Here is an 18,723-nt window from a genome sequence, read left to right on the forward strand (position 1 = left end):
GCCATGAACATCCGTCACCGCCTCACGGCGGTCCCGGGCCTGCGCCCCGCCCGGGACCTCGTAGTACGCCTCGGGCTCGGGCTGTCGGCCCGGCTCTGGGCGCTGCGCGCCGCCCCGGCCCGGCGCCGTATGCGCGCCGTCGTCCCCGGGCTGCGCCGGGTCACCTGCGGACCGACCCGGCTGTACGGGCGTACCGTCACCGGCTACACCGCCACGGACGCCGCCGCCACCGACCTCGATCAGGTGTGCGCCCTGCTGGACGAGGCCGAGGTCCCGTACTTCCTGGTCCCGGCCGACCCCCGGCACGGCGGTGCGCGTCAGGTGATCGGCGTCACGGAGACGTACCACGACACGGTCCTGGCGCAGGCCGCGAAGCACTTCGCCCGCACCCCCGCCTATGTCGGCGCCGTCGATCCGGACGGCGGCGTGAGCAGGGCGGTGCTGTGGGCCGACGGGCGGCTGCCGCTGGCTCTGCGGCAGGCCGGGGTGCTGCGGACCGGCGTGGTGCGCCTCGGCCCGGCGGGGCAGGTGCTCGGCGGTCTGGAGACGGGGTGCGACATCGAGTTCTGGCGGCACGGCCGGGACCTGGGCACCGAGCCCGGCCATCTCACCGTGCCCGGCGTCCAACTGCCGGACGTCTTCGAGACAGCGCTCGTCGCGCCGCGCCGCAACCCGGTGTCCGAGGTGCTTCCGGAGTCGGCGCAGCGACCGGCCGTGGTGAACGGCCCGCGCCGCTCCGTGCCGACGTTCGCCCCCTTCGCCGAGCCGGACATCAGCGAGGTGCGCTTCCCCGTCGACGCCGTGTACACCTGGGTCGACGGGGACGACCCGGCGCTGGCCGCGAAGCGCCGCGCCCACCAGGCCGACTCCGGCAACGACATCGCCCCGCGCGAGACCGGCGCCTCCCGCTACACCAGCCACGACGAACTGAAGTACGCGCTGCGCTCACTGGAGATGTACGCCGGATTCATCCGGCATGTCTACCTTGTCACCGACGCGCAGATCCCCGACTGGCTGGATCCGGACGCGGAGGACCTGACCGTGGTCGACCACCGGGACATCCTCCCGGCCGACGCGCTCCCCGTCTTCAACTCGCACGCCATCGAGAGCCGACTGCACCACATCCCGGGCCTGTCGGAGCGCTACCTCTACTTCAACGATGACGTCTTCATCAACCGCCCGGTGCGGCCCGAGCACTTCTTCCACGGCAACGGCATCGCCCGCATCCCGCTCTCCCCGCTGAAGCTGGGAGTCGGCGACCCGCACCCGATGGAGCCGGCCCCGAACTCCGCCGGGAAGAACACCCGAGAGGTGATCCGGCGCTTCCACGGTCGGCAGATCGCGCACAAGTCGCTGCACACCCCGCATCCGCAACTGCTGTCGGTGATGCGGGAGATGGAGAGCCGGGGCATCGAGGAGCTGGAGCGGACCTCGTACTCGCGCTTCCGCTCCACCACCGACCTCGCCCCGGCGTCCACGCTGCACCACCACTGGGCGATCGCGACCGGCCGGGCCGTCCCGGCCGACTACCGCTTCCGCTATGTGCAGTTGGGCACCCCGGACATGCGGCGGCGGCTGGCCCGCCTGGAGGCCGGCGAGGACATCGACTTCTTCTGCCTCAACGACGTGGACACCGCACCGGCGGAACGGGCGTCGGCCCAGGCGGCCATCCACGCCTTCCTGGAGCGGAAGTATCCGTTCCCGAGCCGCTTCGAACGGATGCCGCGGGTCATCCCCTCACAGCCGTCACGATTGACGCTCCCTGTTAATTGAGTGGCGGGTCCGAGGATCCCGTTCGTAAGTTGTGGGTGCCGCTTGAGCCACTTACAGCTGTGGGGGATCCGCGATGTCACCAGCCACCCTGAGACGTGCCGTCCGGGAGAGCGTCTCCGGGCTCCCCCGCGAGTTCTGGTGGCTGTGGACCAGCACGCTCATCAACCGGCTCGGCGGGTTCGTGGCCACCTTCATGGCCATGTACCTGACCATGGACCGCGGCCACTCCGCCACGTACGCCGGTCTGGTCGCGGCGCTGTACGGCCTCGGCGGCGTCGTCCTCTCCATCGGCGGCGGCGTGATGGCCGACCGGCTCGGGCGGCGGCCGACGCTGCTCATCGCCCAGGCGTCCACCGCGGTGTCCGTCGCGCTGCTCGGGTTTGTGCAGCACCCGGTGGCCATCGCCGCCGTCGCCTTCCTGGTGGGCGCCGCCTCCAGCGCCTCCCGGCCCGCCGTGCAGGCGATGATGGCCGACATCATCCGGCCCGAGGACCGGGTGCGCGCCTTCTCCTTGAACTACTGGGCGATCAACCTCGGTTTCGCGATCTCCTCCACGGCCGCCGGTTTCATCGCCGAGGTCAGCTACCGCGCCGGCTTCCTGATCGAGGCCGGTATGACGATGGCCTGCGCGATCGTCGTGTTCGTGAAGCTGCCGGAGTCCAGGCCCGAGCGGGCGGCCACGGCGAAGGAGGCGGACGCGGTCTCCCTCGGCACCGTCCTGCGGGACGGGCGCTTCATGGGCATCGTCGGGCTGTCCTTCCTGTGCGCGCTGATCTTCCAGCAGGGCTCCGTCGGGCTGCCGATCGCCATGGGCGAGGCCGGGTTCACGCCCGCCGACTACGGCATGGCCATCGCCGTCAACGGCGTACTGATCGTCGCGCTCCAGATCCCGGTCACCCGTTTCATCGAACACCGCGATCCCCGACGGCTGCTGATCATCTCGTCGCTGCTCGCCGGGTACGGATTCGGCCTCACCGCGTTCGCCGGTTCGGTCGGCCTCTTCGCCCTCACCGTCTGCGTCTGGACCCTCGCCGAGATCGTCCAGGCACCCACCCAGACCGGCCTCGTCGTCGCCCTCTCTCCGGAGCACGGCCGCGGCCGCTACCAGGGCATGCACACCATGTCCTGGTCCGTCGCGGGCCTGGTCGCGCCCCTGATGTCCGGCTTCGTCATCGACCGGTTCGGCGCGGAGTGGCTGTGGGGCCTGTGCGCGGTGGTCGGCACGGCGGCGGCGATCGGATACGGCGTCCTGATGCGCCGCCTGCCGAAGCAGCAACCGACCGCCACCGCGGCACCAACCCCCGCGAAGCCCGAGGTCAGCGCCGCCTGACGGAGCTGTTAGGGGTGCATCCGGGCACCCTTCAGCACCTTGTCCACGGCATTGCGCGGGCCGTGGACGGCGAGCCCCACCAGGTCCAGCTCCGCCGTCCGCACCGCCCGCACGGCCGCCCGGTTGTCGCGGTCGTTGCCCGTCGTGAACAGGTCCGAGGTGAACACCGCGCGCGGGAGGGCACGGGAGAGCACGCGCGCGTGGGCCGCGGTCAGCGTCTCCTTCGTGCCCTCGAAGACCAGCACCGGCTGGCGGAACATCGGCAGATAGGGCACGCCGTCGGCGTCCTCGTACGGCTCGCCGATCACCTCGGGGACCTGGCTGCCGAGGCCGCTGACCAGGAAGGCGGTGACGTTCAGACGCTGCCAGGTCTCCAGGTCCTCACGGAGCAGGACGGCGATCTTGGTGTCGAAGCGGTCGGTGCGGACGGCGCGGTCAGGTGCGGAATCGTTCATGGGACCAGCGTGCTGACCGTCGTACCGCCTGGTCTTGTACGTTTTTTGCATGGCCCAGCAGCGGGAGGTCTCCGCCTGGCGGCCGCCCGTCCCGGGCGTCGTCGAGGTCTTTCACGCCCATTTCACCGCGTACGCCTATCCGATGCACGTCCACGAGGCGTGGACGCTGCTCATCGTGGACGACGGCGCCGTACGGTACGACCTCGACCGGCACGAGCACGGCACCCCGCACGACACGGTGACCCTGCTGCCGCCGCACGTCCCCCACAACGGCTCCGCCGCCACCCCGCACGGCTTCCGCAAGCGGGTGCTGTACCTGGACGGTTCGCTGCTCACCGACGACCTGATCGGGCCCGCCGTCGACGCGCCCGACCTGCGCGATCCGGTGCTGCGGCGGCGCGTGGGGCAGTTGCACGGCGCGCTCGCCGCGCCCGGTGACGAGCTGGAGGCGGAGAGCCGCCTGACGCTCGTCGGGGACCGGCTGCGGGCCCATCTGCGGCCACGGCTCGCCACCACCGGCCCGCGCACCGACCCCGCCCTGGCGCGCCGACTGCGGGAACTTCTCGACGAGCGGGTGGTCCACGGCCTGTCGCTGGAGGAGGCGGGCTCACTCCTGCAGGCTCATCCGGCCCATCTGGTACGGGCGTTCAGCGGGGCGTACGGCATCGCGCCGCACCAGTACCTGAACTCCCGGCGCGTCGAACGCGCCCGGCGGCTGCTGCTCGCCGGTGTCCGCCCGGCCGAGGCTGCGGCCGCGACCGGGTTCTACGACCAGGCCCATCTCACCCGGCACTTCCGGCGGTTGGTGGGGGTGACTCCGGGGCGCTACCGGGACGGCGCGCCGCCCTCAGGGTCTTCGCGCTGAATCACATGCGCGAACGCCTCCAGGTTGCGGGTCGATTCGCCGCGCGAGACGCGCCACGCGTACTCCTTGCGGATCGCGGAGGCGAAACCCATCTCCAGAAGGGTGTTGAAGGCGCCGTCGGCGGCCTGAAGGATCTGCCCGAGCAGCCGGTCCAGTTCGTCCGAGGTGACGGCGGCGAGCGGAAGCTTGCCGGTGACGTAGATGTCGCCGAGCGGGTCGACGGCGTAACTCACGCCGTACAGCTTGAGGTTGCGCTCCAGCAGCCAGCGGTGGACGGCGGGTTCGTTCTCGTCGGGGTGGCGGATCACGAAGGCGTTCAGGGACAGGGAGTGGCGGCCGACGATCAGGGAGACCGTCGTCGACAACTTGCGGGTGCCGGGGAGCTTGACGACGTAGTGGCCGGGCGTGGGGCTCTCCCACTCCAGCTCCGCGTCCTTGAACACGCCCTCGATGGTCTGCGCCGCCCGCTGCTCTGCATCGCCCATGGCGGCAGCGTACGTCAGCCGTGGTGGGCCCGGGAGCGGCGGCGGTGGGACTGCAGGGCCGCCGTGTAGACCTCCGCCGTGGCGGCGGCCGAGGCGTCCCAGCCGAAGGAGCGGGCGTGGTGGGCGGCGGCCGTACCCAGCCGGGCGGACAGCTGCGGATCGTCGGCGAAATCGCCCAGTACGCGCGCGTACGCCGCCGGATCGTGCCCCTGGACGAGGAAACCGGTACGCCGGTCCCGTACGGCGACCGGAAGACCGCCGACCGCGGCGGCCAGCACCGGCGTCCCCGACGCCTGCGCCTCTATGGCAACCAGGCCGAACGACTCGCTGTACGACGGCATGACCAACACGGACGCGGCCCGGAACCAGTCCGCGAGCTGGTCCTGGCCGACGGGCGGGCGGAACCGTACGACATCGGCGATGCCCAGCCGCGCGGCCAGCTTCTGCAGGCCCTCCGGCTTGGCGAGGCCGCTGCCGCTGGGCCCGCCGACGACCGGGACGACCAGCCGGGAGCGCAGGTCGGGCCGCTCGTCGAGCAGGACGGCGACCGCGCGAAGGAGCACGTCGGGGGCCTTCAGGGGCTGGATGCGGCCCGCGAAGAGGGGGATCAGGGCGTCCTGCGGCAGGCCGAGACGGGCGCGGGCGGCGGCGCGGCCGTCGGCCGGGTGGAAGCGGTCGAGGTTGACGCCCGGGTGGACCACGGCGACCTTGGCGCGGTGGGCGGCGTAGTGCCGTACCAGCTCGTCGGCCTCCTCCGCCGTGTTGGCGATCAGCCGGTCCGCCGCGGCCACGATCTGGGTCTCGCCGATGACCCGGGCGGCGGGCTCGGGGGTGTCGCCGTCGGCGAGGTTGGCGTTCTTGACCTTGGCCATGGTGTGCATGGCGTGCACCAGGGGGACGCCCCAGCGCTGGGCGGCGAGCCAGCCGACGTGGCCGGAGAGCCAGTAGTGCGAGTGCACGAGGTCGTAGTAGCCGGGACGGTGGCCGGCCCAGGCCTGCATCACGCCGTGCGTGAAGGCGCACAGCTGCGCCGGGAGGTCCTCCTTGGCGAGGCCCTCGTAGGGGCCCGCGTCGACGTGCCGGACGAGGACACCGGGGGCGAGTTCCACGGCGGGCGGGAGAGCGGCCGTGGTGGCGCGCGTGAAGATCTCGACCTCGATGTTGATCGCGGCGAGGCGCTGAGCGAGCTCCACGATGTAGACGTTCATGCCGCCGGCGTCGCCGGTGCCGGGCTGGTGGAGCGGGGAGGTGTGCACGGAGAGCATGGCGACGCGGCGCGGGCGGCGGTGGCCCAGGCGGAGCCGCGAGGGGGCCGCCGGGGAGCGGCGACCGAGCCTGCTGACGTATTGGCTCACGTGCCGTTCCTCCCTGCCGCGGGCATGCCTGTTCGAGGACGTCCGGGCCCTCAACGGGGTGCAACACCGGAGGGGGGTGCTCCATTTCCGGCGGATGGTTTTTTGCTGAATCATTACCGTTGATCGCTCAACCGTTCGAGGGGTGGGGTGTATGGCGGGGTTGGGTGGGGTGTATGGCGGAGGTGGCGCGGGCGTTCGGTCCGGAGCACGCCCCGGGCGCCCATACCCTCGTATGTGTGACAACCCGCGCAGCGACCCGCCCCGTGGGAACGGTGACGCGCGGGACGACCAATCCGAACCGGCTGCGGCGCATGGACCGCTGGATCGCCGCCACCCACGGCCGCGAACTGCGCCGCGCCGCCGAGCCGGTCGCCGTCGACCTCGGCTACGGCGCCGCCCCCTGGACCGCCGTCGAGCTCCTCACCCGCCTGCGCGCGACCGCGCCGCACGCGCGCGTGGTCGGCGTCGAGATCGAACCCGCGCGCGTGGCCGCCGCTCAGCCGTACGCGCGCGAGGGGCTCGCCTTCCGGCACGGCGGCTTCGAGGTCCCGCTCCCCCAGCGGCCGCATCTCATCCGCGCCGCCAACGTCCTGCGGCAGTACGAGGAGGCGGAGGTCGCCGGTGTGTGGGAACGGCTGTGCGCGCGGCTCGCGCCGGCCGATCCGGCGCGCGGTTCGCGGGGCGGGCTGCTGGTCGAGGGGACCTGCGACGAGATCGGGCGGCGGCACGTGTGGGTCGCGCTCGGCCCGGAGGGCCCGCGCACGGTGACCTTCGCGACCCGGCTGGGCTCCCTGGAACGCCCCTCGGACCTGGCGGAACGCCTGCCCAAGGCGCTGATCCACCGCAACGTCCCCGGCGAGCCGGTGCACGCCTTCCTGCGCGACTTCGACCGCGCCTGGGCCGCCGCAGCGCCCTACGCGTCGTACGGCGCACGCCAGCGCTGGATCCGGGCCGTACGGGACCTCACGGCGGACTGGCCGGTGACGGACGGTCCGGCGCGGTGGCGGCAGGGGGAAGTGACCGTGAGGTGGGGGGCGTTGGCGCCGCGGGCGTGAACATCGCCCGCAACGGCGTTGGCGCGCCGGACGTTCGGGCTTCGCCCCTCGTTTTCCCGGGGCTTCGGGGCGCGCGGAACGATCTCTGTGAGTCGTTCGTCACAAAGGCGGGGGGATCGCCGTACGACGGCCGTAATGGGGGAGGGAGTCACTGCCTCTGTCGTTTTGCGCCACGGCATGGCACGATCGCCCGGGCGTTGGATGTTACTGACGGGCAATCAGTTTGGGGGCTGGGGTATGGCCAGGGGCAAGCGGGGCGTGATGGCGGCGGCCGTGACGGTGGTGTGCGCGGTCACCGTGCTGGCGGCACCCGGCATGGCGTTCGCGGCACCCGCACCGACCCCCACCCCGTCCGTGACCCCTGGCACGACTGCCGGTTCGGCTCCCGGTTCGGCTCCAGCCACGAACGAGGAGCTCGAAGCCGTCCGCAAGCAGCTCGACACCCTCTACCGTGAGGCCGCCTCGGCCACCGACGCCTACAACGCGGCGGAGGAGAGGGCCGAGCAGCAGTCCACCCAGATCGTCGCGCTGGCCAAGCGGATCGTCGAAGGCCAGGAGAGGCTCGACGAGTTGAAGAAGCGCGCCGGCGCCGCGGCCGCCGCGCAGTACCGCACCGGCGGCCTCCCACCCGAGGCCCATCTGATGCTCAGCGACGACCCGGGCGAGTTCCTCGACGGCACCGGACTCGTCCTCCAGGGCCAGCGCGCCACCAAGCATCTGCTGGCCGAAATGACCCGTACCCAGCAGGACTTGAAGCAGTACGCCAAGGACGCCTCCGCCCAGTGGGAGAAGCTGGAGGCAAACCGCAAGGCGAAGGCCGCCGCCCAGAAGAAGATCGAGCAGCGGATCGCGGCGGCGGAGAAACTGGAGTCCCAGCTGGAGAAGGAGGAGAAGGAGCGCCTCGCCAAGCTGGAGGAGGAGGCCGCCTACCAGGCGCAGACCGCCTGGCTGGACTCCGGCGTCCTCGACGAGATCGACGGCACGGCCACCGAGCAGGGCAGGGCGGCCGTGAAGTTCGCCACGGAGCAGATCGGCAAGCCGTACGAGTGGGGCGCCGAGGGCCCGACGACGTACGACTGCTCCGGCCTGACCTCCCAGGCCTGGGCGGCGGCCGGCAGCGCCATCCCGCGGACCTCGCAGGAGCAGTGGAAGCAGCTGAAGCGCATCGACATCAAGGACATGCGTCCCGGCGACCTGATCATCTACTTCGACGACGCCTCCCACGTAGGGATGTACGTGGGCGACGGTGCGATGGTGCACGCCCCGCGGCCGGGGCGGACGATCACGATCGCGGGTGCGGGTTCGATGCCGATCCTGGGGGTCGTACGGCCCTGAGGACGCCGGTGACGTGGGCCACGTGACCCACCCCACGCTCCCCCGGCGCCAAACCCCCCGCAGACGTGACCTTCGTCATCCCGGTCCCGGCGGCATCCTGTCCAACTGCGGTATGGAACGCGGCATATGACAGTGGCCGACCGCCGAGCGGCGTGCCTCACACCATTCCGTTGCGGCGCCGACACCCGCTATGGTCCCCGTCGGTGGGGCGAGGTCCCTCGCACCCGCCATGCCCTCGGGGGGAGGGAAGGAACCCAGGACAATGCCCGTACCCGTACCGCGGCAGAGAGCGATCCCGGCCGTGGAGAGTGGTCAGGCGCAGGCCGCGCCCGCAGTCCGCGGCCTCTCCGGTGCATCCGGTGGTCCCGGTACTGAGGCTCCGCGCAACGAAGCGCACAAGGAAGAGAAGGCCGCGAAGACCACCACCAGCACCACCACTGACACCAACCTCACGCTGCTGCTGATCGAGGACGACCCCGGCGGCTCCCCGATCGTGCCCGAACTGCTCGACCAGGCCGGCAAGCCGATCCGGATCCGCACCGCCCGCAACCTCACCGAGGCCGCGCGGCTGCTGACCGACGACGTCCACTGCATCCTGCTGGACCTCGCGCTGCCCGCGCCCGGCCGGGCCGACGACAGCGGCGACGAGCTGTCCGTCCTGCGGCACGTACTGGAGCTCGCGCCCCGGCACGCCGTCCTCGCCCTCACCGCGTCCGGCGACGCCGAGCGCGGCGCCGAGGCGGTCCGCGTGGGCGCCCAGGACTACCTGTTCCGCGACGAGCTGGACGGCCGGCTGCTGAGCCGCGCGATCCGCTACGCAGTGGAGCGGAAACGTTCCGACACAGCCGAGCGGCGGCTGGCCGAGGGCCGGCTGCGCGCCCAGGAGAACCGTCGGCTGGAGCGCGGGCTGCTGCCCACACCGCTCCTGCACGGCTCCCCGCTGCGCTTCGCCGCCCGTTACCGCCCCGGCCGCTCGCGCGCGCTGCTCGGCGGCGACTTCTACGACGTGGTCCGCACCCCGGACGGCACCGTGCACGCCATGATCGGCGACGTCTGCGGGCACGGTCCCGACGAGGCGGCGCTCGGCGTGGAGCTGCGCATCGCGTGGCGCGCGCTGACGCTGGCGGGCCTGTGCGGCGACCAGCTGCTGAACACGCTGCAGCAGGTGCTGGAGCACGAACGCTCGGACGACGAGATCTTCGCGACGCTGTGCACGGTCGACATCGCGCCGGACGGCCGCCGCGCGGGCCTGTGCCTGGCCGGTCACCCGGCCCCGCTGGTCGCCCGCCCAGGCCGCGCGCCGCGGCTGCTGCCGTACGACAACAACGGCCCCGCCCTCGGCCTGCTGCCGGGCGCCCGCTGGCCGCGGATGCAGGTGGAGCTGGGCCGGGAGTGGAGCCTGATGCTCTACACCGACGGCCTGATCGAGGGCCACATCGGCGAGGGCCGCGAGCGCCTCGGCCAGGACGGCATGGTCGAGATGATCAGCCGCCAGCTGGCCCAGGGGCTGCGCGGCGAACAGCTGCTGCGGGCGGCGGTCAACGAGGTCCGGGAGCTCAATGGAGGCGAGCTGGCGGACGATGTGGCGGTGCTGTTGCTGGATCGGGTGCCGTAGCGGCGTACGCGTCGGCGTCCGATGAATGTCCGCGCCGGACCAGTGTCGGCGTCCGATCAGAGTCGGCGCCTGCTCACCGCCCGCCGTTGTACGGCCCGTACGGGCCGTCGCTGCTCGAACCCCGGCGGGCGCGGCCTCCGCCCGGGAGGCCGCGCAGGGCCGGGCGGACGTCGACCATGTACACGATCGTCGCGATGAGGCCGATGATCGGCAGGAACGACAGGATGTTGAAGATCAGGTTCACCACGAAGGCGAGCCCGAGGATGATCAGCCAGAAGGGCTTGGTCTGCTTGTCGGCCGCGCGGTAGGCGTCCTCGCGGCGGGTGGCGGCGTCGATCAGAGCGAAGCCGCTGAAAAGGATCAGGGCCATGCTCAGCAGCCACATGAACCCGACGAATCCCTGCATCAGCACAACGTCCACCACCCGTATCGGCTAGTTCCTACGCGGTCACCGTACCCGCAACCGCCTGCCCGTCACCCGAAGAACGGGCCGGGCACCCAAGGAGTGCCCGACCCGTTACTGATCACCCGTTCGTGTTACTAAGTGTGACCGCGGACGATGTCCGCGCATCGCGTCACTTACCCGAAGGCGTCGTCTTCTTCACCGTGGTCGCCTTACGAGCGGCCGGGGCCTTCTTGGCCGCGGGCTTCTTCGCCGGGGCGGCCTCCGCCTTGGCCTCGGTCGTAGCCGTGGCGGGCTTGTCCTCCTTGGCCTCGGCCGACTTGGTGTCCGGCTCGACGGCGATGGCCAGTTCCTCGATCCCCTCGGCCGTCTCGCCCCGCCAGCCGCGCACGGCCTGCTCGCCGTGCTCGGCGACCTTCTCGTAGGTCTCCCGGGCCTTCACGGCGTACTCGGCGGCCACGCCGACACCGCGCAGGGCGAGGTCCTGGGCGGTCTCACCCAGCTTCTTGAGGTCGGAGTCGAGGGAGCCGAGGAACTCGTTGACCTTGGTCTGGACGGTCTCCTGCGTCTCCTTGACGCGGGCGGTGGCCTTCTCCTGGACGGCCTTGGGGTCGGTGTTGCGAACGGCCTCGATACGGGCCGGCGCCTCGGCGCGCAGCTGCTCCACCAGGCCCGGCACCTTCTTGGCCTGCTGGAAAGCCAGGTCGGCGGTGCCGGCGGCGAAGTAGAGCGGCCGCGGGTCGGTGAGGGTCTTGCGCAGGTCGTCGGTGATGGCCATGGTGCTGGTCCTCCCGGTGGCTTTCTGTGAGGGTTTTGGGTCCCGCCGCGGTCCGCCCGGCTCAACCGGCGGATCGCTGCTGCGGGTCGGCGTCGCTGTCGTCGGCAGCACGGGGGGCGCGTACGGCGCTGTCGCCCCCACCGCTGCTGCCGTCGCCATCTCTCATGCCGCTGAGATCGCTGATGGCACTGCTGTCGCTGATATCGCTGCTGTCACTCGGGTCACCGTCCTGCTCCGCGCTCTCCTTGGCGGCCTCGAAGCCGTTCTCCTTGCGGAACGACTCGTAGACCTGGAGCAGCACCTGCTTCTGCCGCTCGTTCAGCGTGGGATCGGCGAGGATGACGGCACGCGTCTCCACCTCGTCCCGGTCCCGCTCGTCGAGGATCCCGGCCCGCACGTACAGCGTCTCGGCGGAGATCCGCAGCGCCTTGGCGACCTGCTGCAACACCTCCGCGCTCGGCTTGCGCAGCCCGCGCTCGATCTGGCTCAGATACGGATTGGACACCCCGGCGGCGTCGGCGAGCTGCCTGAGCGACAGCTGCGCGTTGCGCCGCTGTTCACGCAGATACTCACCAAGATTGCCGACGTTGAGCGATGCCATACCTCCACCATGCCGCGCCCCGCTAACTATTGCAAGCACCCGCTTGCAATAGTGCGCCACACCACCCGGACGGCCGCACCAAGCGCCCTACGTGGTGGACGCGTCTCACTGAAGGTGACCCGAACTGACCCAACGCTGCGTCCGGCTACCTACGGTCGTTCCAACAGCGACCAGCCGTTCAGGAACGTCCCGGGGCGAGGACCTGGTCGCGGTAAGCACGCCACGACTCGAACGATCGAGCAGAGTCCTTGGTGAGGAAGTTTCCCGACCCCGTGTCGAAGGCTCGCGCGTTCAGCGCGTCCGCGATCGCGAGTGCGGCCTGAGCCGCTGCTTCGCCGTGGCCATGGATGAACATGCTGACACCGGCGAGTACAGCGTCATAGATCTCCTCGACGAGTTCGAGGCCGAGCGCGAAGCACTGAATCGGCACTGCAGATGCTCAGCCTCCCCGTCGACGCCCCGAGTCTCGGTAAACCTGCCTCAAGGGGCAGCCGACGGGGGCGCGATCCTCATGGCAGGTCGGCTCTCCTACGGCCTGCACAGTCCTGCGGAGGGGGATCCGAGGCAAGCACGGCGTGGCAGGCCGACCAGGCTGGTTGGCTCAGCAAGGGGCGGAAGCGGGTGAACAGGGCGAGGAGTTCAGCTCCCCACTTCTCGCTGAAGGATGGGTCAATGCGGGCGAGGTCGAGTTCGTTGGCCGCCGACAGCTCAGCGAAGTCCCGGCGATGCTGCGGCTCGGGATTACGGGCACGGCCAGTGAACCTGTCGCGGAACGAGGCGTCGGCATCCGCGAGGCTTGGATAGGTGGCCTTCCGGTCGCACGAGGCGTAGAGGTACACGATGGCTTCGGCCTCGGCGCCGATCGCCGCTGCGAGTTCGGCGCGGCGCTCCAGGGACATCAACGCTGTGGGGAAGCCGTCAGTGCCGTAGAACGCATGGCACAGGCCCGCAAGCTGGAGGGCGGGGCGGGCGCCCCATACCGCGAGTTGCTCTTGGACGCGCTGGAGGTGCGCCAGGAGAGTACCGCCTGGGTGGGCGATCTTTGCGGCTCCGAGCTCGCGCAGGAGCGCGATGGCCTGATCGCAAGCGGCAGGGGGAACAGGCACGGGCGGGATCCTTCCGTCGCTCGGGTCGGCACCCGTCCGTGCCTTCGCTTGGGGTCCGGACCCGCGAAGGCGCCGGACGGGTTGCCGCCTGGGCCCTGCGCTGATCATCGCGGGTGGCGCCAATACCGGTCAATCCCACGGTTTTCTAGCTATACCCAAGTTATGGCTTGGGTCTGCGGTCCGATACAGCGGCAAGCGCATAGGGCGTTCTCGGCAGCACAGCATGTTTCACCTTCGCTGAGACAGGTCATCCGTGGTGTCCGTAGCCGACGGCGCCTCCTGCCGCGATGAGTTCCGGTCGGCGCGCGAGTCTGTTCTGGTGAGCGTCGTTGGACGTCGTACGACGCTGCCCGGCACGAGAACACCACGGAGGACACCATGACGACCACACCGGACGAACCGACCGGCACGCTGACCGGACGCCCGCCCGTCGTCGACCTGGCCACCTGGCAGGCCGCCCGTGACGAGTTGCTGGTCCGCGAGAAGGCCCACACCCGCGAGGGCGACGCCATCGCCGCGGCCCGCCGTCGGCTGCCGATGGTGGAGTTCGACGGGACCGTCGAGGTCGTCGGGCCCGACGGCCCGGTGCCGTTCCTCGACCTGTTCCAGGGGCGCGACGAGCTCGTGGTGTACAAGCACATGTGGTACGACGGTGCGCCGCACCAAGGGCAGTGCGAGGGCTGCACCACCACGGCCTGGCACATGAAGGACGCCGTCTACCTCAACGCCCGGGGCGTGTCGTTCGCCGTCCTGACCACGGGCCCATGGGACGAGGTGGCTCCCTACGTCGAGTTCATGGGGTACACCCAGCCCTGGTACTCGGTGCGGGGCGTGGAGGAGCCCGTCGGCGGCGACATGGGTTACCTCGCCTGCTTCCTGCGCGACGGCGACCGCGTGTTCCTCACCTACTCCACGACGGGCCGTGGCAACGAGCCGGTCAACGGGTCCTTGGCCCTGCTCGACATGACGCCCTACGGCCGCGGCGAGGCGTGGGAGGACAACCCCGAGGGTTGGCCCGTGATCGGCGATGTCCGCGAGGGGTCCCCGTCCGAGCGCCGCCAGGCCTGCTGGTACTGGCGCACGGACGCGAACGGGAACGCCACGTGGGGCCCGACCAGCCGCCCGGTGCCCCAGTGGACCCGCCCCGGCGCGACCCCCGTGGAGACCCTCGGCCGACACGGCCACCACCACTGACGCGCGTTCGCCGACGGAGCCGTGATCGTTCCTCGCGGCGGCACTTCCACCAACTACGGTGGCGGAAAACCGTTGGGTACTTCAACAGCACAGGGAATCATGAAGCATGCGACCGGATGGCTGGTACCTGACTGAAGACGTCGACGATTTCCTCGTCCGCGCCGGAGACTTCCTGCGCTCGCGACCCGGCCTGCACGTCATGGCGCTGACGTGGGCCGAGAGAGTGCGTACGCGTGGGGCGGACGCGTTCGGCACCGAAGCCCCCGTCTTCGGCGTGCTGGGACGAGCGGGCAAGGTCCACGCCACCTTCCACCGCCTCCCACCCCGCGCCCTGTCCCCCACCCCGCTCACTCCTGAGCAGGCCGATACCCTCGCCGCCCACCTGGCCGCCCTCGGGCACTCCCTGCCCTCCGTCAGCGCCGACCACAGCACCGCCACCGCTTTCGCCGAGGCCTGGCAGCGGCACACCGGCGCGACGCCGAAACTCCGCGACACCCGGCTCCGTCTGTACCGCCTCGGCACCCTCACCCCACCGGAGCCGCTGCCGGCGGGCCGGGGCCGCGTCCTGGGCGAGGACGACCTTGAGCAAGTCATGTTCTGGTGCGGCGAGTTCGCCAAGGCCGTCGGGGAAGTCGTATCCATTGACGCCGACTCCTGGGCGAGCACGCGCTTCGCCGACAAGCGCTACACACTCTGGGAAACCCCGGACGGCACCCCCGTCTCCATCGCGGGCTTGAACCCGCTGATCGGCGGCCAGATCCAGGTGGACATCGTCTACACCCCGGCCCACCTGCGCGGTCGCGGCTACGCGGGCGCCGTGACGGCGGAGGTGAGCCGGGCCGCGCTGGCCGCGGGCGCGAGGGAGGTCGTGCTGTTCGCGGACCGGTCCAACCCCACCAGCAACGCCCTCTACCAGCGCCTCGGCTATCGCCAGCTCACCGACTGGGCGGCATACGACTTTATGGGCGGCAGACTGACCCCATGACAGCAACGGACACCAAAGCCGATCTCCACTTCTACCTGCAGTCCGCCCGCGATGCCCTGCTGTGGAAGCTGGACGGGCTCTCGGAGTACGACATCCGGCGTCCGCTGACGCCGACGGGTACCAACCTCCTCGGGCTGGTGAAACACGTGGCCAGCGTGGAGTTGGGGTATCTCGGCGACGTCTTCGGGCGGCCGTTGGGTGAGCCGCTGCCCTGGCTCGACGAGGGCGCCGAGATCAACGCGGACATGTGGGCCACCGCCGACGAGTCCCGGGAGTTCGTCGTGGACCTCTACCGCCGGGCGTGGGCGCACGCGGACGCGACGATCGACGCCCTCCCGCTGGACACCGTCGGCAGGGTGCCTTGGTGGTCGGACGGCAAGGATGAGGTGACGTTGCATCACGCCGTGGTGCGGGTGATCGCCGACACGCAACGGCACGCAGGGCACGCCGACATCCTCCGTGAGCTCATCGACGGTGCCGTGGGGATGCGGCAGGACAACACCGGCGTCCCGCCGGGCGACTCGGCCTGGTGGGAGGACTACCGCGCCCGGCTGGAGCGGGCGGCTCGGGAGGCCGACGAAGGCGCGTAAAGCGTGGCGGCGGTCGGCGTGCGGCCGCCGCCCGGCTTTCCGGCTCACCGCGTCAGGTGGACGTCTGCCCGTCGAGCGCCTCGCGCAGGATGTCCGCGTGCCCGGCGTGCTGGGTGGTCTCGGCGACGATGTGCAGCAGCACCCGGCGCACGCTGCGCACCGCTCCCGGCTCGTGCCACGGCGCCTCCGGCAGCGGATGCGTCGCCGACAGGTCGGGGACGGAGGCGAGGATCTTCTCGGTGTCGGCGGCGACCTGCTCGTAGCGCCGCAGGATGCCGTCCAGCGTGTCGCCGGGCAGCATCCCGAACTCCTTCTGGTGGTCGATCACCCACTGCGGCACCTCGGGCGCGGTACCGGCCGCGAGGTCGGCCCAGGTGACGCCCACGGGCAGGTCGTAGTGCATCGCCGAGGGGCCCTCGACCGCGAAGCGCATCCACATCTCCTCCATGGAGGCGACGTGCTTGATCAGGCCGCCCAGGCACAGCGCGCTGACCGTCGGACGTTCGCCGAGCTGCTCGTCGCTGAGCTCGCGTGTCGTCCTGATGAGGGCGGCTCGCGCGGTCGCGAGCGCGGTGAGCAGATCGGTGCGCTCGGCGTCGAGCGGCGGGGCGATCGGGGTCATGGCAGTCACGGTGATCGGGCCTTTCCGGTCGTTCTCGGTCTTCGGCACGGGACCACCGTCGCAAGGAAAGAGGTCAGATTCTGACCGCTGTTCGGGGGGTTCAGAGGGCACATGCCCCCCGTCGCATCACATCCGCCGTACGTACGCGCGCGTGCGGGTGTATTCATGGCGTCGCATGCCCCCATGCTGCACGGCCGTCGCTCCCCGCATAGCCACTTTTTTGTGGGTACTTGGCACCGCGCGCCCCCGGCGCGAGGCTTGAAGCAGGTGGTCAGGAGGCCGACGAGGTCGCGGTGAGGCGTTCCAGACGGCGGTGGCCCCAGTCGGAGAGGGGGGCCAGTGCCTCGGAGAGTTCGCGGCCGAAGTCGGTCAGGGAGTAGACGGTCTTCAGGGGCAGTACGTCGTGCACCTCGCGGTGTACGAGGCCGTCCGTCTCCATCTCGCGCAGCGCCTGGGTCAGCACCTTCTCGGTGAGGCCCGGCAGCTTCCGGCGCAGTTCGCCGGGGCGGTGCGGGCCTGACTCCAGGAGCCAGAGCAGGGACGTCTTCCATTTGCCGTCGATCACCGCGATCGCGGCGGTCACTCCGCAGACGTTCGGATTCTGGGCCTGCCTGCGCGTCATCGTCGCCCCTTTTGCAATGAATTGTTGTGATGCATTTCTGTGCTGAATTGTTCGTGTCGTTCTCAAGGGAGCTGAACAAGCATGTCCACGTACGACGACCAGTCTGCCGTCACCGTGCTCGGTCTGGGGCCGATGGGCCGCGCCCTGGCGGGTGCCTTCCTGGACGCCGGTCTGCGCACCACCGTCTGGAACCGCACCCCCGGCCGGGACGCCGAGCTGGTCGCCCGGGGAGCGACGGCGGCCGGGACGGCGGAGGAGGCGGTCGCGGCGAGCGACTTCGTCGTGGTCTGCGTGGTGAACTACGACGCCTCCGACGCGATCCTCCGGCAGCCCGCCGTCGCCGACGCCCTCAAGGACCGCACCCTCGTGAACCTCACCGCCGACACCCCGGCCCGGGCCCGCGACACCGCCGACTGGGCGGCCGCGCACGGCATCCGCTACCTGGACGGCGCGATCATGACCCCGACAACCACCATCGGCACGCCCGAGGCGGTGTTCCTGCACAGCGGCCCCGAAGACGTGTACCGCGCGCACCAGCCCGTCCTGGACACCCTCGGCGGCACGCACACCCACCTCGGCGAGGACGTCGGCCGGGCGGCGGCGTACGACATCGCGCTGCTCGACATCTTCTGGACGGCGATGGCGGGCTATGCGCACGCCCTGGCCGCCGCCCGCGCGGAGGGCATCACCGGGCGCGAGCTGGCGCCCTTCGCGCAGGGCATCGCCGCGATTCTTCCGCCGCTGTTCGAGGAGTTCGCGGGCGACGCAGACGCCGGCAACTACTCCGGCGACCTCAACCCCATCACCTCGGCGGCCTCCTCCATGTCCCACATCATCGAGGCCTCCGAGGCCCACGCCATCGAGGCGAGCGTGATGCGCGCGGTGGAGGGTCAGGCCCGCCGCGTGATCGCCCTCGGCCACGGCACGGACGGCTTCATCCGGGTCACGGACCTGCTGAGCCGCCACGGCCACTGACCCACCCCGCCACCCATGCGAAGTCCGCATCCGTTAGGCCCACCCGATGGTCCACACGATGCAGGAGCGCCCGGCCGGGATGGTGGGCGGCCACCCAGTCCCGGTCGGCCCCGGTGATCTCGTCGTCGAGCCATACGAAGGGCCGGCCCGCGGCCCAGGCCACGAGCGGCCGGGTCTTCCAGTGCAGCGGGCCGGGCCGCGCCACCTCCTCCGGCCAGTCCACGACCGGCAGCGGGGGCAGGCCGAGCCAGGGCGCCATGACCTCGTTCGCCTCGTCCAGCCAGGTGGTGGCCCACACCAACTCGCAGCCCAGCGCCAGCAGTCGAGGGCCCAGTGCCGGATCGACCCTGGTCAGCAACGGGTGCGCGGCGCCCCGCTCGAAGGGCGTCTCGTACACCGGATACGGACCCGCCGACCCGAACGGGAGCAGCGTCCCGTCAATATCCAGGAACAGGAGCATCGCAGCCTAGGTTACTGTGGCCCACATGACTGCCGGGTTAGCGGCCAAGTGCCGCGAGCAAGTTGGGTGCCCGGCCTCTGAATGAGGCTGTGGCGGGTCCGGGGCCCGCCGATCTCTTT

The 18,723-nt window shown here is 71.1% G+C and carries 21 protein-coding genes; 10 read left to right on the forward strand and 11 right to left on the reverse strand.

Annotation, left to right across the window (positions count from 1 at the left end; translation table 11 throughout):
• Window positions 1-3 precede the first annotated feature (3 nt).
• Together SSP24_RS27425 and SSP24_RS27430 are read left to right on the forward strand one after the other, a co-directional pair.
• Window positions 4-1,773, forward strand: coding sequence for a stealth family protein (locus SSP24_RS27425; protein ID WP_141312384.1), 1,770 nt, complete (start codon window positions 4-6; stop codon window positions 1,771-1,773).
• Window positions 1,774-1,846: 73 nt separating this feature from the next.
• On the forward strand, window positions 1,847-3,103 hold the full coding sequence (locus tag SSP24_RS27430) for an MDR family MFS transporter (RefSeq protein ID WP_174864722.1): 1,257 nt from the start codon (window positions 1,847-1,849) through the stop codon (window positions 3,101-3,103).
• A gap of 8 nt (window positions 3,104-3,111) precedes the next feature.
• Here the strand turns inward: SSP24_RS27430 and SSP24_RS27435 are convergent, their stop codons facing one another.
• The gene (locus SSP24_RS27435) at window positions 3,112-3,558 is read right to left on the reverse strand and encodes a DUF2000 domain-containing protein (protein WP_141312385.1); all 447 of its coding nucleotides are present in this window, start codon (window positions 3,556-3,558) and stop codon (window positions 3,112-3,114) included.
• A gap of 49 nt (window positions 3,559-3,607) precedes the next feature.
• Here SSP24_RS27435 and SSP24_RS27440 point away from each other — a divergent pair, with 49 nt between their 5' ends.
• Complete coding sequence (locus SSP24_RS27440; RefSeq protein WP_141312386.1) at window positions 3,608-4,423, forward strand: helix-turn-helix transcriptional regulator; 816 nt, start codon at window positions 3,608-3,610, stop codon at window positions 4,421-4,423.
• On the opposite strand, the gene SSP24_RS27445 is transcribed toward SSP24_RS27440, so the two are convergent.
• Together SSP24_RS27445 and mshA are read right to left on the reverse strand one after the other, a co-directional pair.
• Window positions 4,384-4,908 carry a type III secretion system chaperone family protein gene (locus SSP24_RS27445; RefSeq protein WP_141312387.1) on the reverse strand — a complete coding sequence of 175 codons (525 nt, stop codon included), beginning with the start codon at window positions 4,906-4,908 and terminating at the stop codon, window positions 4,384-4,386. The two genes, SSP24_RS27440 and SSP24_RS27445, sit on opposite strands and share 40 nt — an antisense overlap.
• Window positions 4,909-4,922: 14 nt before the next feature.
• Window positions 4,923-6,263, reverse strand: a complete 1,341-nt coding sequence (gene mshA, locus SSP24_RS27450) for a D-inositol-3-phosphate glycosyltransferase (protein WP_167529725.1) — start codon at window positions 6,261-6,263, stop codon at window positions 4,923-4,925.
• A 263-nt stretch (window positions 6,264-6,526) separates the two neighbouring features.
• Between mshA and SSP24_RS27455 the strand changes: the two genes are divergently transcribed.
• The 3 genes from SSP24_RS27455 (at window position 6,527) to SSP24_RS27465 (ending at window position 10,268) form a co-directional block, all read left to right on the forward strand.
• Window positions 6,527-7,318 (forward strand): class I SAM-dependent methyltransferase, encoded by a 792-nt coding sequence (locus SSP24_RS27455; protein ID WP_141312410.1) that lies wholly within the window; start codon window positions 6,527-6,529, stop codon window positions 7,316-7,318.
• A 237-nt stretch (window positions 7,319-7,555) separates the two neighbouring features.
• On the forward strand, window positions 7,556-8,653 hold the full coding sequence (locus SSP24_RS27460) for a C40 family peptidase (RefSeq protein ID WP_141312389.1): 1,098 nt from the start codon (window positions 7,556-7,558) through the stop codon (window positions 8,651-8,653).
• 262 nt (window positions 8,654-8,915) lie between these two features.
• A complete protein-coding gene (locus SSP24_RS27465) occupies window positions 8,916-10,268 on the forward strand; it encodes a PP2C family protein-serine/threonine phosphatase (protein WP_141312390.1) in 1,353 nt (450 codons plus the stop codon).
• 73 nt (window positions 10,269-10,341) lie between these two features.
• Here the strand turns inward: SSP24_RS27465 and SSP24_RS27470 are convergent, their stop codons facing one another.
• The 5 genes from SSP24_RS27470 to SSP24_RS27490 form a co-directional block, all read right to left on the reverse strand.
• Window positions 10,342-10,674 carry a DUF2516 family protein gene (locus SSP24_RS27470; protein ID WP_174864723.1) on the reverse strand — a complete coding sequence of 111 codons (333 nt, stop codon included), beginning with the start codon at window positions 10,672-10,674 and terminating at the stop codon, window positions 10,342-10,344.
• A 169-nt stretch (window positions 10,675-10,843) separates the two neighbouring features.
• On the reverse strand, window positions 10,844-11,449 hold the full coding sequence (locus SSP24_RS27475) for a hypothetical protein (RefSeq protein ID WP_141312391.1): 606 nt from the start codon (window positions 11,447-11,449) through the stop codon (window positions 10,844-10,846).
• 61 nt (window positions 11,450-11,510) lie between these two features.
• Window positions 11,511-12,050, reverse strand: a complete 540-nt coding sequence (locus SSP24_RS27480) for a helix-turn-helix domain-containing protein (protein ID WP_141312392.1) — start codon at window positions 12,048-12,050, stop codon at window positions 11,511-11,513.
• 178 nt (window positions 12,051-12,228) lie between these two features.
• On the reverse strand, window positions 12,229-12,480 hold the full coding sequence (locus SSP24_RS27485) for a hypothetical protein (RefSeq protein WP_174864724.1): 252 nt from the start codon (window positions 12,478-12,480) through the stop codon (window positions 12,229-12,231).
• Between the two features lie 79 nt (window positions 12,481-12,559).
• On the reverse strand, window positions 12,560-13,156 hold the full coding sequence (locus tag SSP24_RS27490) for a DUF6817 domain-containing protein (protein ID WP_141312393.1): 597 nt from the start codon (window positions 13,154-13,156) through the stop codon (window positions 12,560-12,562).
• Between the two features lie 378 nt (window positions 13,157-13,534).
• Here SSP24_RS27490 and SSP24_RS27495 point away from each other — a divergent pair, with 378 nt between their 5' ends.
• The 3 genes from SSP24_RS27495 (at window position 13,535) to SSP24_RS27505 (ending at window position 15,925) form a co-directional block, all read left to right on the forward strand.
• A complete protein-coding gene (locus SSP24_RS27495) occupies window positions 13,535-14,350 on the forward strand; it encodes a DUF899 domain-containing protein (RefSeq protein WP_141312394.1) in 816 nt (271 codons plus the stop codon).
• A 106-nt stretch (window positions 14,351-14,456) separates the two neighbouring features.
• Window positions 14,457-15,335 (forward strand): GNAT family N-acetyltransferase, encoded by an 879-nt coding sequence (locus SSP24_RS27500; RefSeq protein ID WP_141312395.1) that lies wholly within the window; start codon window positions 14,457-14,459, stop codon window positions 15,333-15,335.
• Entirely contained in the window at window positions 15,332-15,925 is a 594-nt protein-coding gene (locus SSP24_RS27505; protein WP_141312396.1) for a DinB family protein, read from the forward strand. Before SSP24_RS27500 ends, SSP24_RS27505 begins: the two co-directional genes overlap by 4 nt.
• Window positions 15,926-15,977: 52 nt before the next feature.
• Here the strand turns inward: SSP24_RS27505 and SSP24_RS27510 are convergent, their stop codons facing one another.
• Window positions 15,978-16,547, reverse strand: coding sequence for a DinB family protein (locus SSP24_RS27510; protein WP_141312397.1), 570 nt, complete (start codon window positions 16,545-16,547; stop codon window positions 15,978-15,980).
• Window positions 16,548-16,818: 271 nt separating this feature from the next.
• Window positions 16,819-17,169: a winged helix-turn-helix transcriptional regulator gene (locus SSP24_RS27515; protein WP_174864725.1), complete on the reverse strand. Its 351-nt coding sequence runs from the start codon at window positions 17,167-17,169 to the stop codon at window positions 16,819-16,821.
• An 81-nt stretch (window positions 17,170-17,250) separates the two neighbouring features.
• Here SSP24_RS27515 and SSP24_RS27520 point away from each other — a divergent pair, with 81 nt between their 5' ends.
• Complete coding sequence (locus SSP24_RS27520; protein ID WP_141312398.1) at window positions 17,251-18,144, forward strand: NAD(P)-dependent oxidoreductase; 894 nt, start codon at window positions 17,251-17,253, stop codon at window positions 18,142-18,144.
• On the opposite strand, the gene SSP24_RS27525 is transcribed toward SSP24_RS27520, so the two are convergent.
• Complete coding sequence (locus SSP24_RS27525; RefSeq protein WP_141312399.1) at window positions 18,113-18,604, reverse strand: HAD domain-containing protein; 492 nt, start codon at window positions 18,602-18,604, stop codon at window positions 18,113-18,115. The genes SSP24_RS27520 and SSP24_RS27525 overlap by 32 nt on opposite strands.
• Between the last annotated feature and the right edge of the window lie 119 nt (window positions 18,605-18,723).

It is taken from the genome of Streptomyces spinoverrucosus (assembly GCF_006539505.1).
Classification (GTDB): Bacteria; Actinomycetota; Actinomycetes; order Streptomycetales; family Streptomycetaceae; genus Streptomyces; species Streptomyces spinoverrucosus.

Excerpts from the sequence above, each read along its gene's own strand:
- SSP24_RS27425 (WP_141312384.1), top strand. The coding sequence starts at position 4 with ATGAACATCCGTCACCGCCTCACGGCGGTCCCGGGCCTGCGCCCCGCC.
- SSP24_RS27430 (WP_174864722.1), top strand. The coding sequence starts at position 1,847 with ATGTCACCAGCCACCCTGAGACGTGCCGTCCGGGAGAGCGTCTCCGGG.
- SSP24_RS27435 (WP_141312385.1), bottom strand. The coding sequence starts at position 3,558 with ATGAACGATTCCGCACCTGACCGCGCCGTCCGCACCGACCGCTTCGAC.
- SSP24_RS27440 (WP_141312386.1), top strand. The coding sequence starts at position 3,608 with ATGGCCCAGCAGCGGGAGGTCTCCGCCTGGCGGCCGCCCGTCCCGGGC.
- SSP24_RS27445 (WP_141312387.1), bottom strand. The coding sequence starts at position 4,908 with ATGGGCGATGCAGAGCAGCGGGCGGCGCAGACCATCGAGGGCGTGTTC.
- SSP24_RS27460 (WP_141312389.1), top strand. The coding sequence starts at position 7,556 with ATGGCCAGGGGCAAGCGGGGCGTGATGGCGGCGGCCGTGACGGTGGTG.
- SSP24_RS27465 (WP_141312390.1), top strand. The coding sequence starts at position 8,916 with ATGCCCGTACCCGTACCGCGGCAGAGAGCGATCCCGGCCGTGGAGAGT.
- SSP24_RS27470 (WP_174864723.1), bottom strand. The coding sequence starts at position 10,674 with ATGCAGGGATTCGTCGGGTTCATGTGGCTGCTGAGCATGGCCCTGATC.
- SSP24_RS27475 (WP_141312391.1), bottom strand. The coding sequence starts at position 11,449 with ATGGCCATCACCGACGACCTGCGCAAGACCCTCACCGACCCGCGGCCG.
- SSP24_RS27480 (WP_141312392.1), bottom strand. The coding sequence starts at position 12,050 with ATGGCATCGCTCAACGTCGGCAATCTTGGTGAGTATCTGCGTGAACAG.
- SSP24_RS27495 (WP_141312394.1), top strand. The coding sequence starts at position 13,535 with ATGACGACCACACCGGACGAACCGACCGGCACGCTGACCGGACGCCCG.
- SSP24_RS27500 (WP_141312395.1), top strand. The coding sequence starts at position 14,457 with ATGCGACCGGATGGCTGGTACCTGACTGAAGACGTCGACGATTTCCTC.
- SSP24_RS27505 (WP_141312396.1), top strand. The coding sequence starts at position 15,332 with ATGACAGCAACGGACACCAAAGCCGATCTCCACTTCTACCTGCAGTCC.
- SSP24_RS27510 (WP_141312397.1), bottom strand. The coding sequence starts at position 16,547 with ATGACCCCGATCGCCCCGCCGCTCGACGCCGAGCGCACCGATCTGCTC.
- SSP24_RS27515 (WP_174864725.1), bottom strand. The coding sequence starts at position 17,169 with ATGACGCGCAGGCAGGCCCAGAATCCGAACGTCTGCGGAGTGACCGCC.
- SSP24_RS27520 (WP_141312398.1), top strand. The coding sequence starts at position 17,251 with ATGTCCACGTACGACGACCAGTCTGCCGTCACCGTGCTCGGTCTGGGG.
- SSP24_RS27525 (WP_141312399.1), bottom strand. The coding sequence starts at position 18,604 with ATGCTCCTGTTCCTGGATATTGACGGGACGCTGCTCCCGTTCGGGTCG.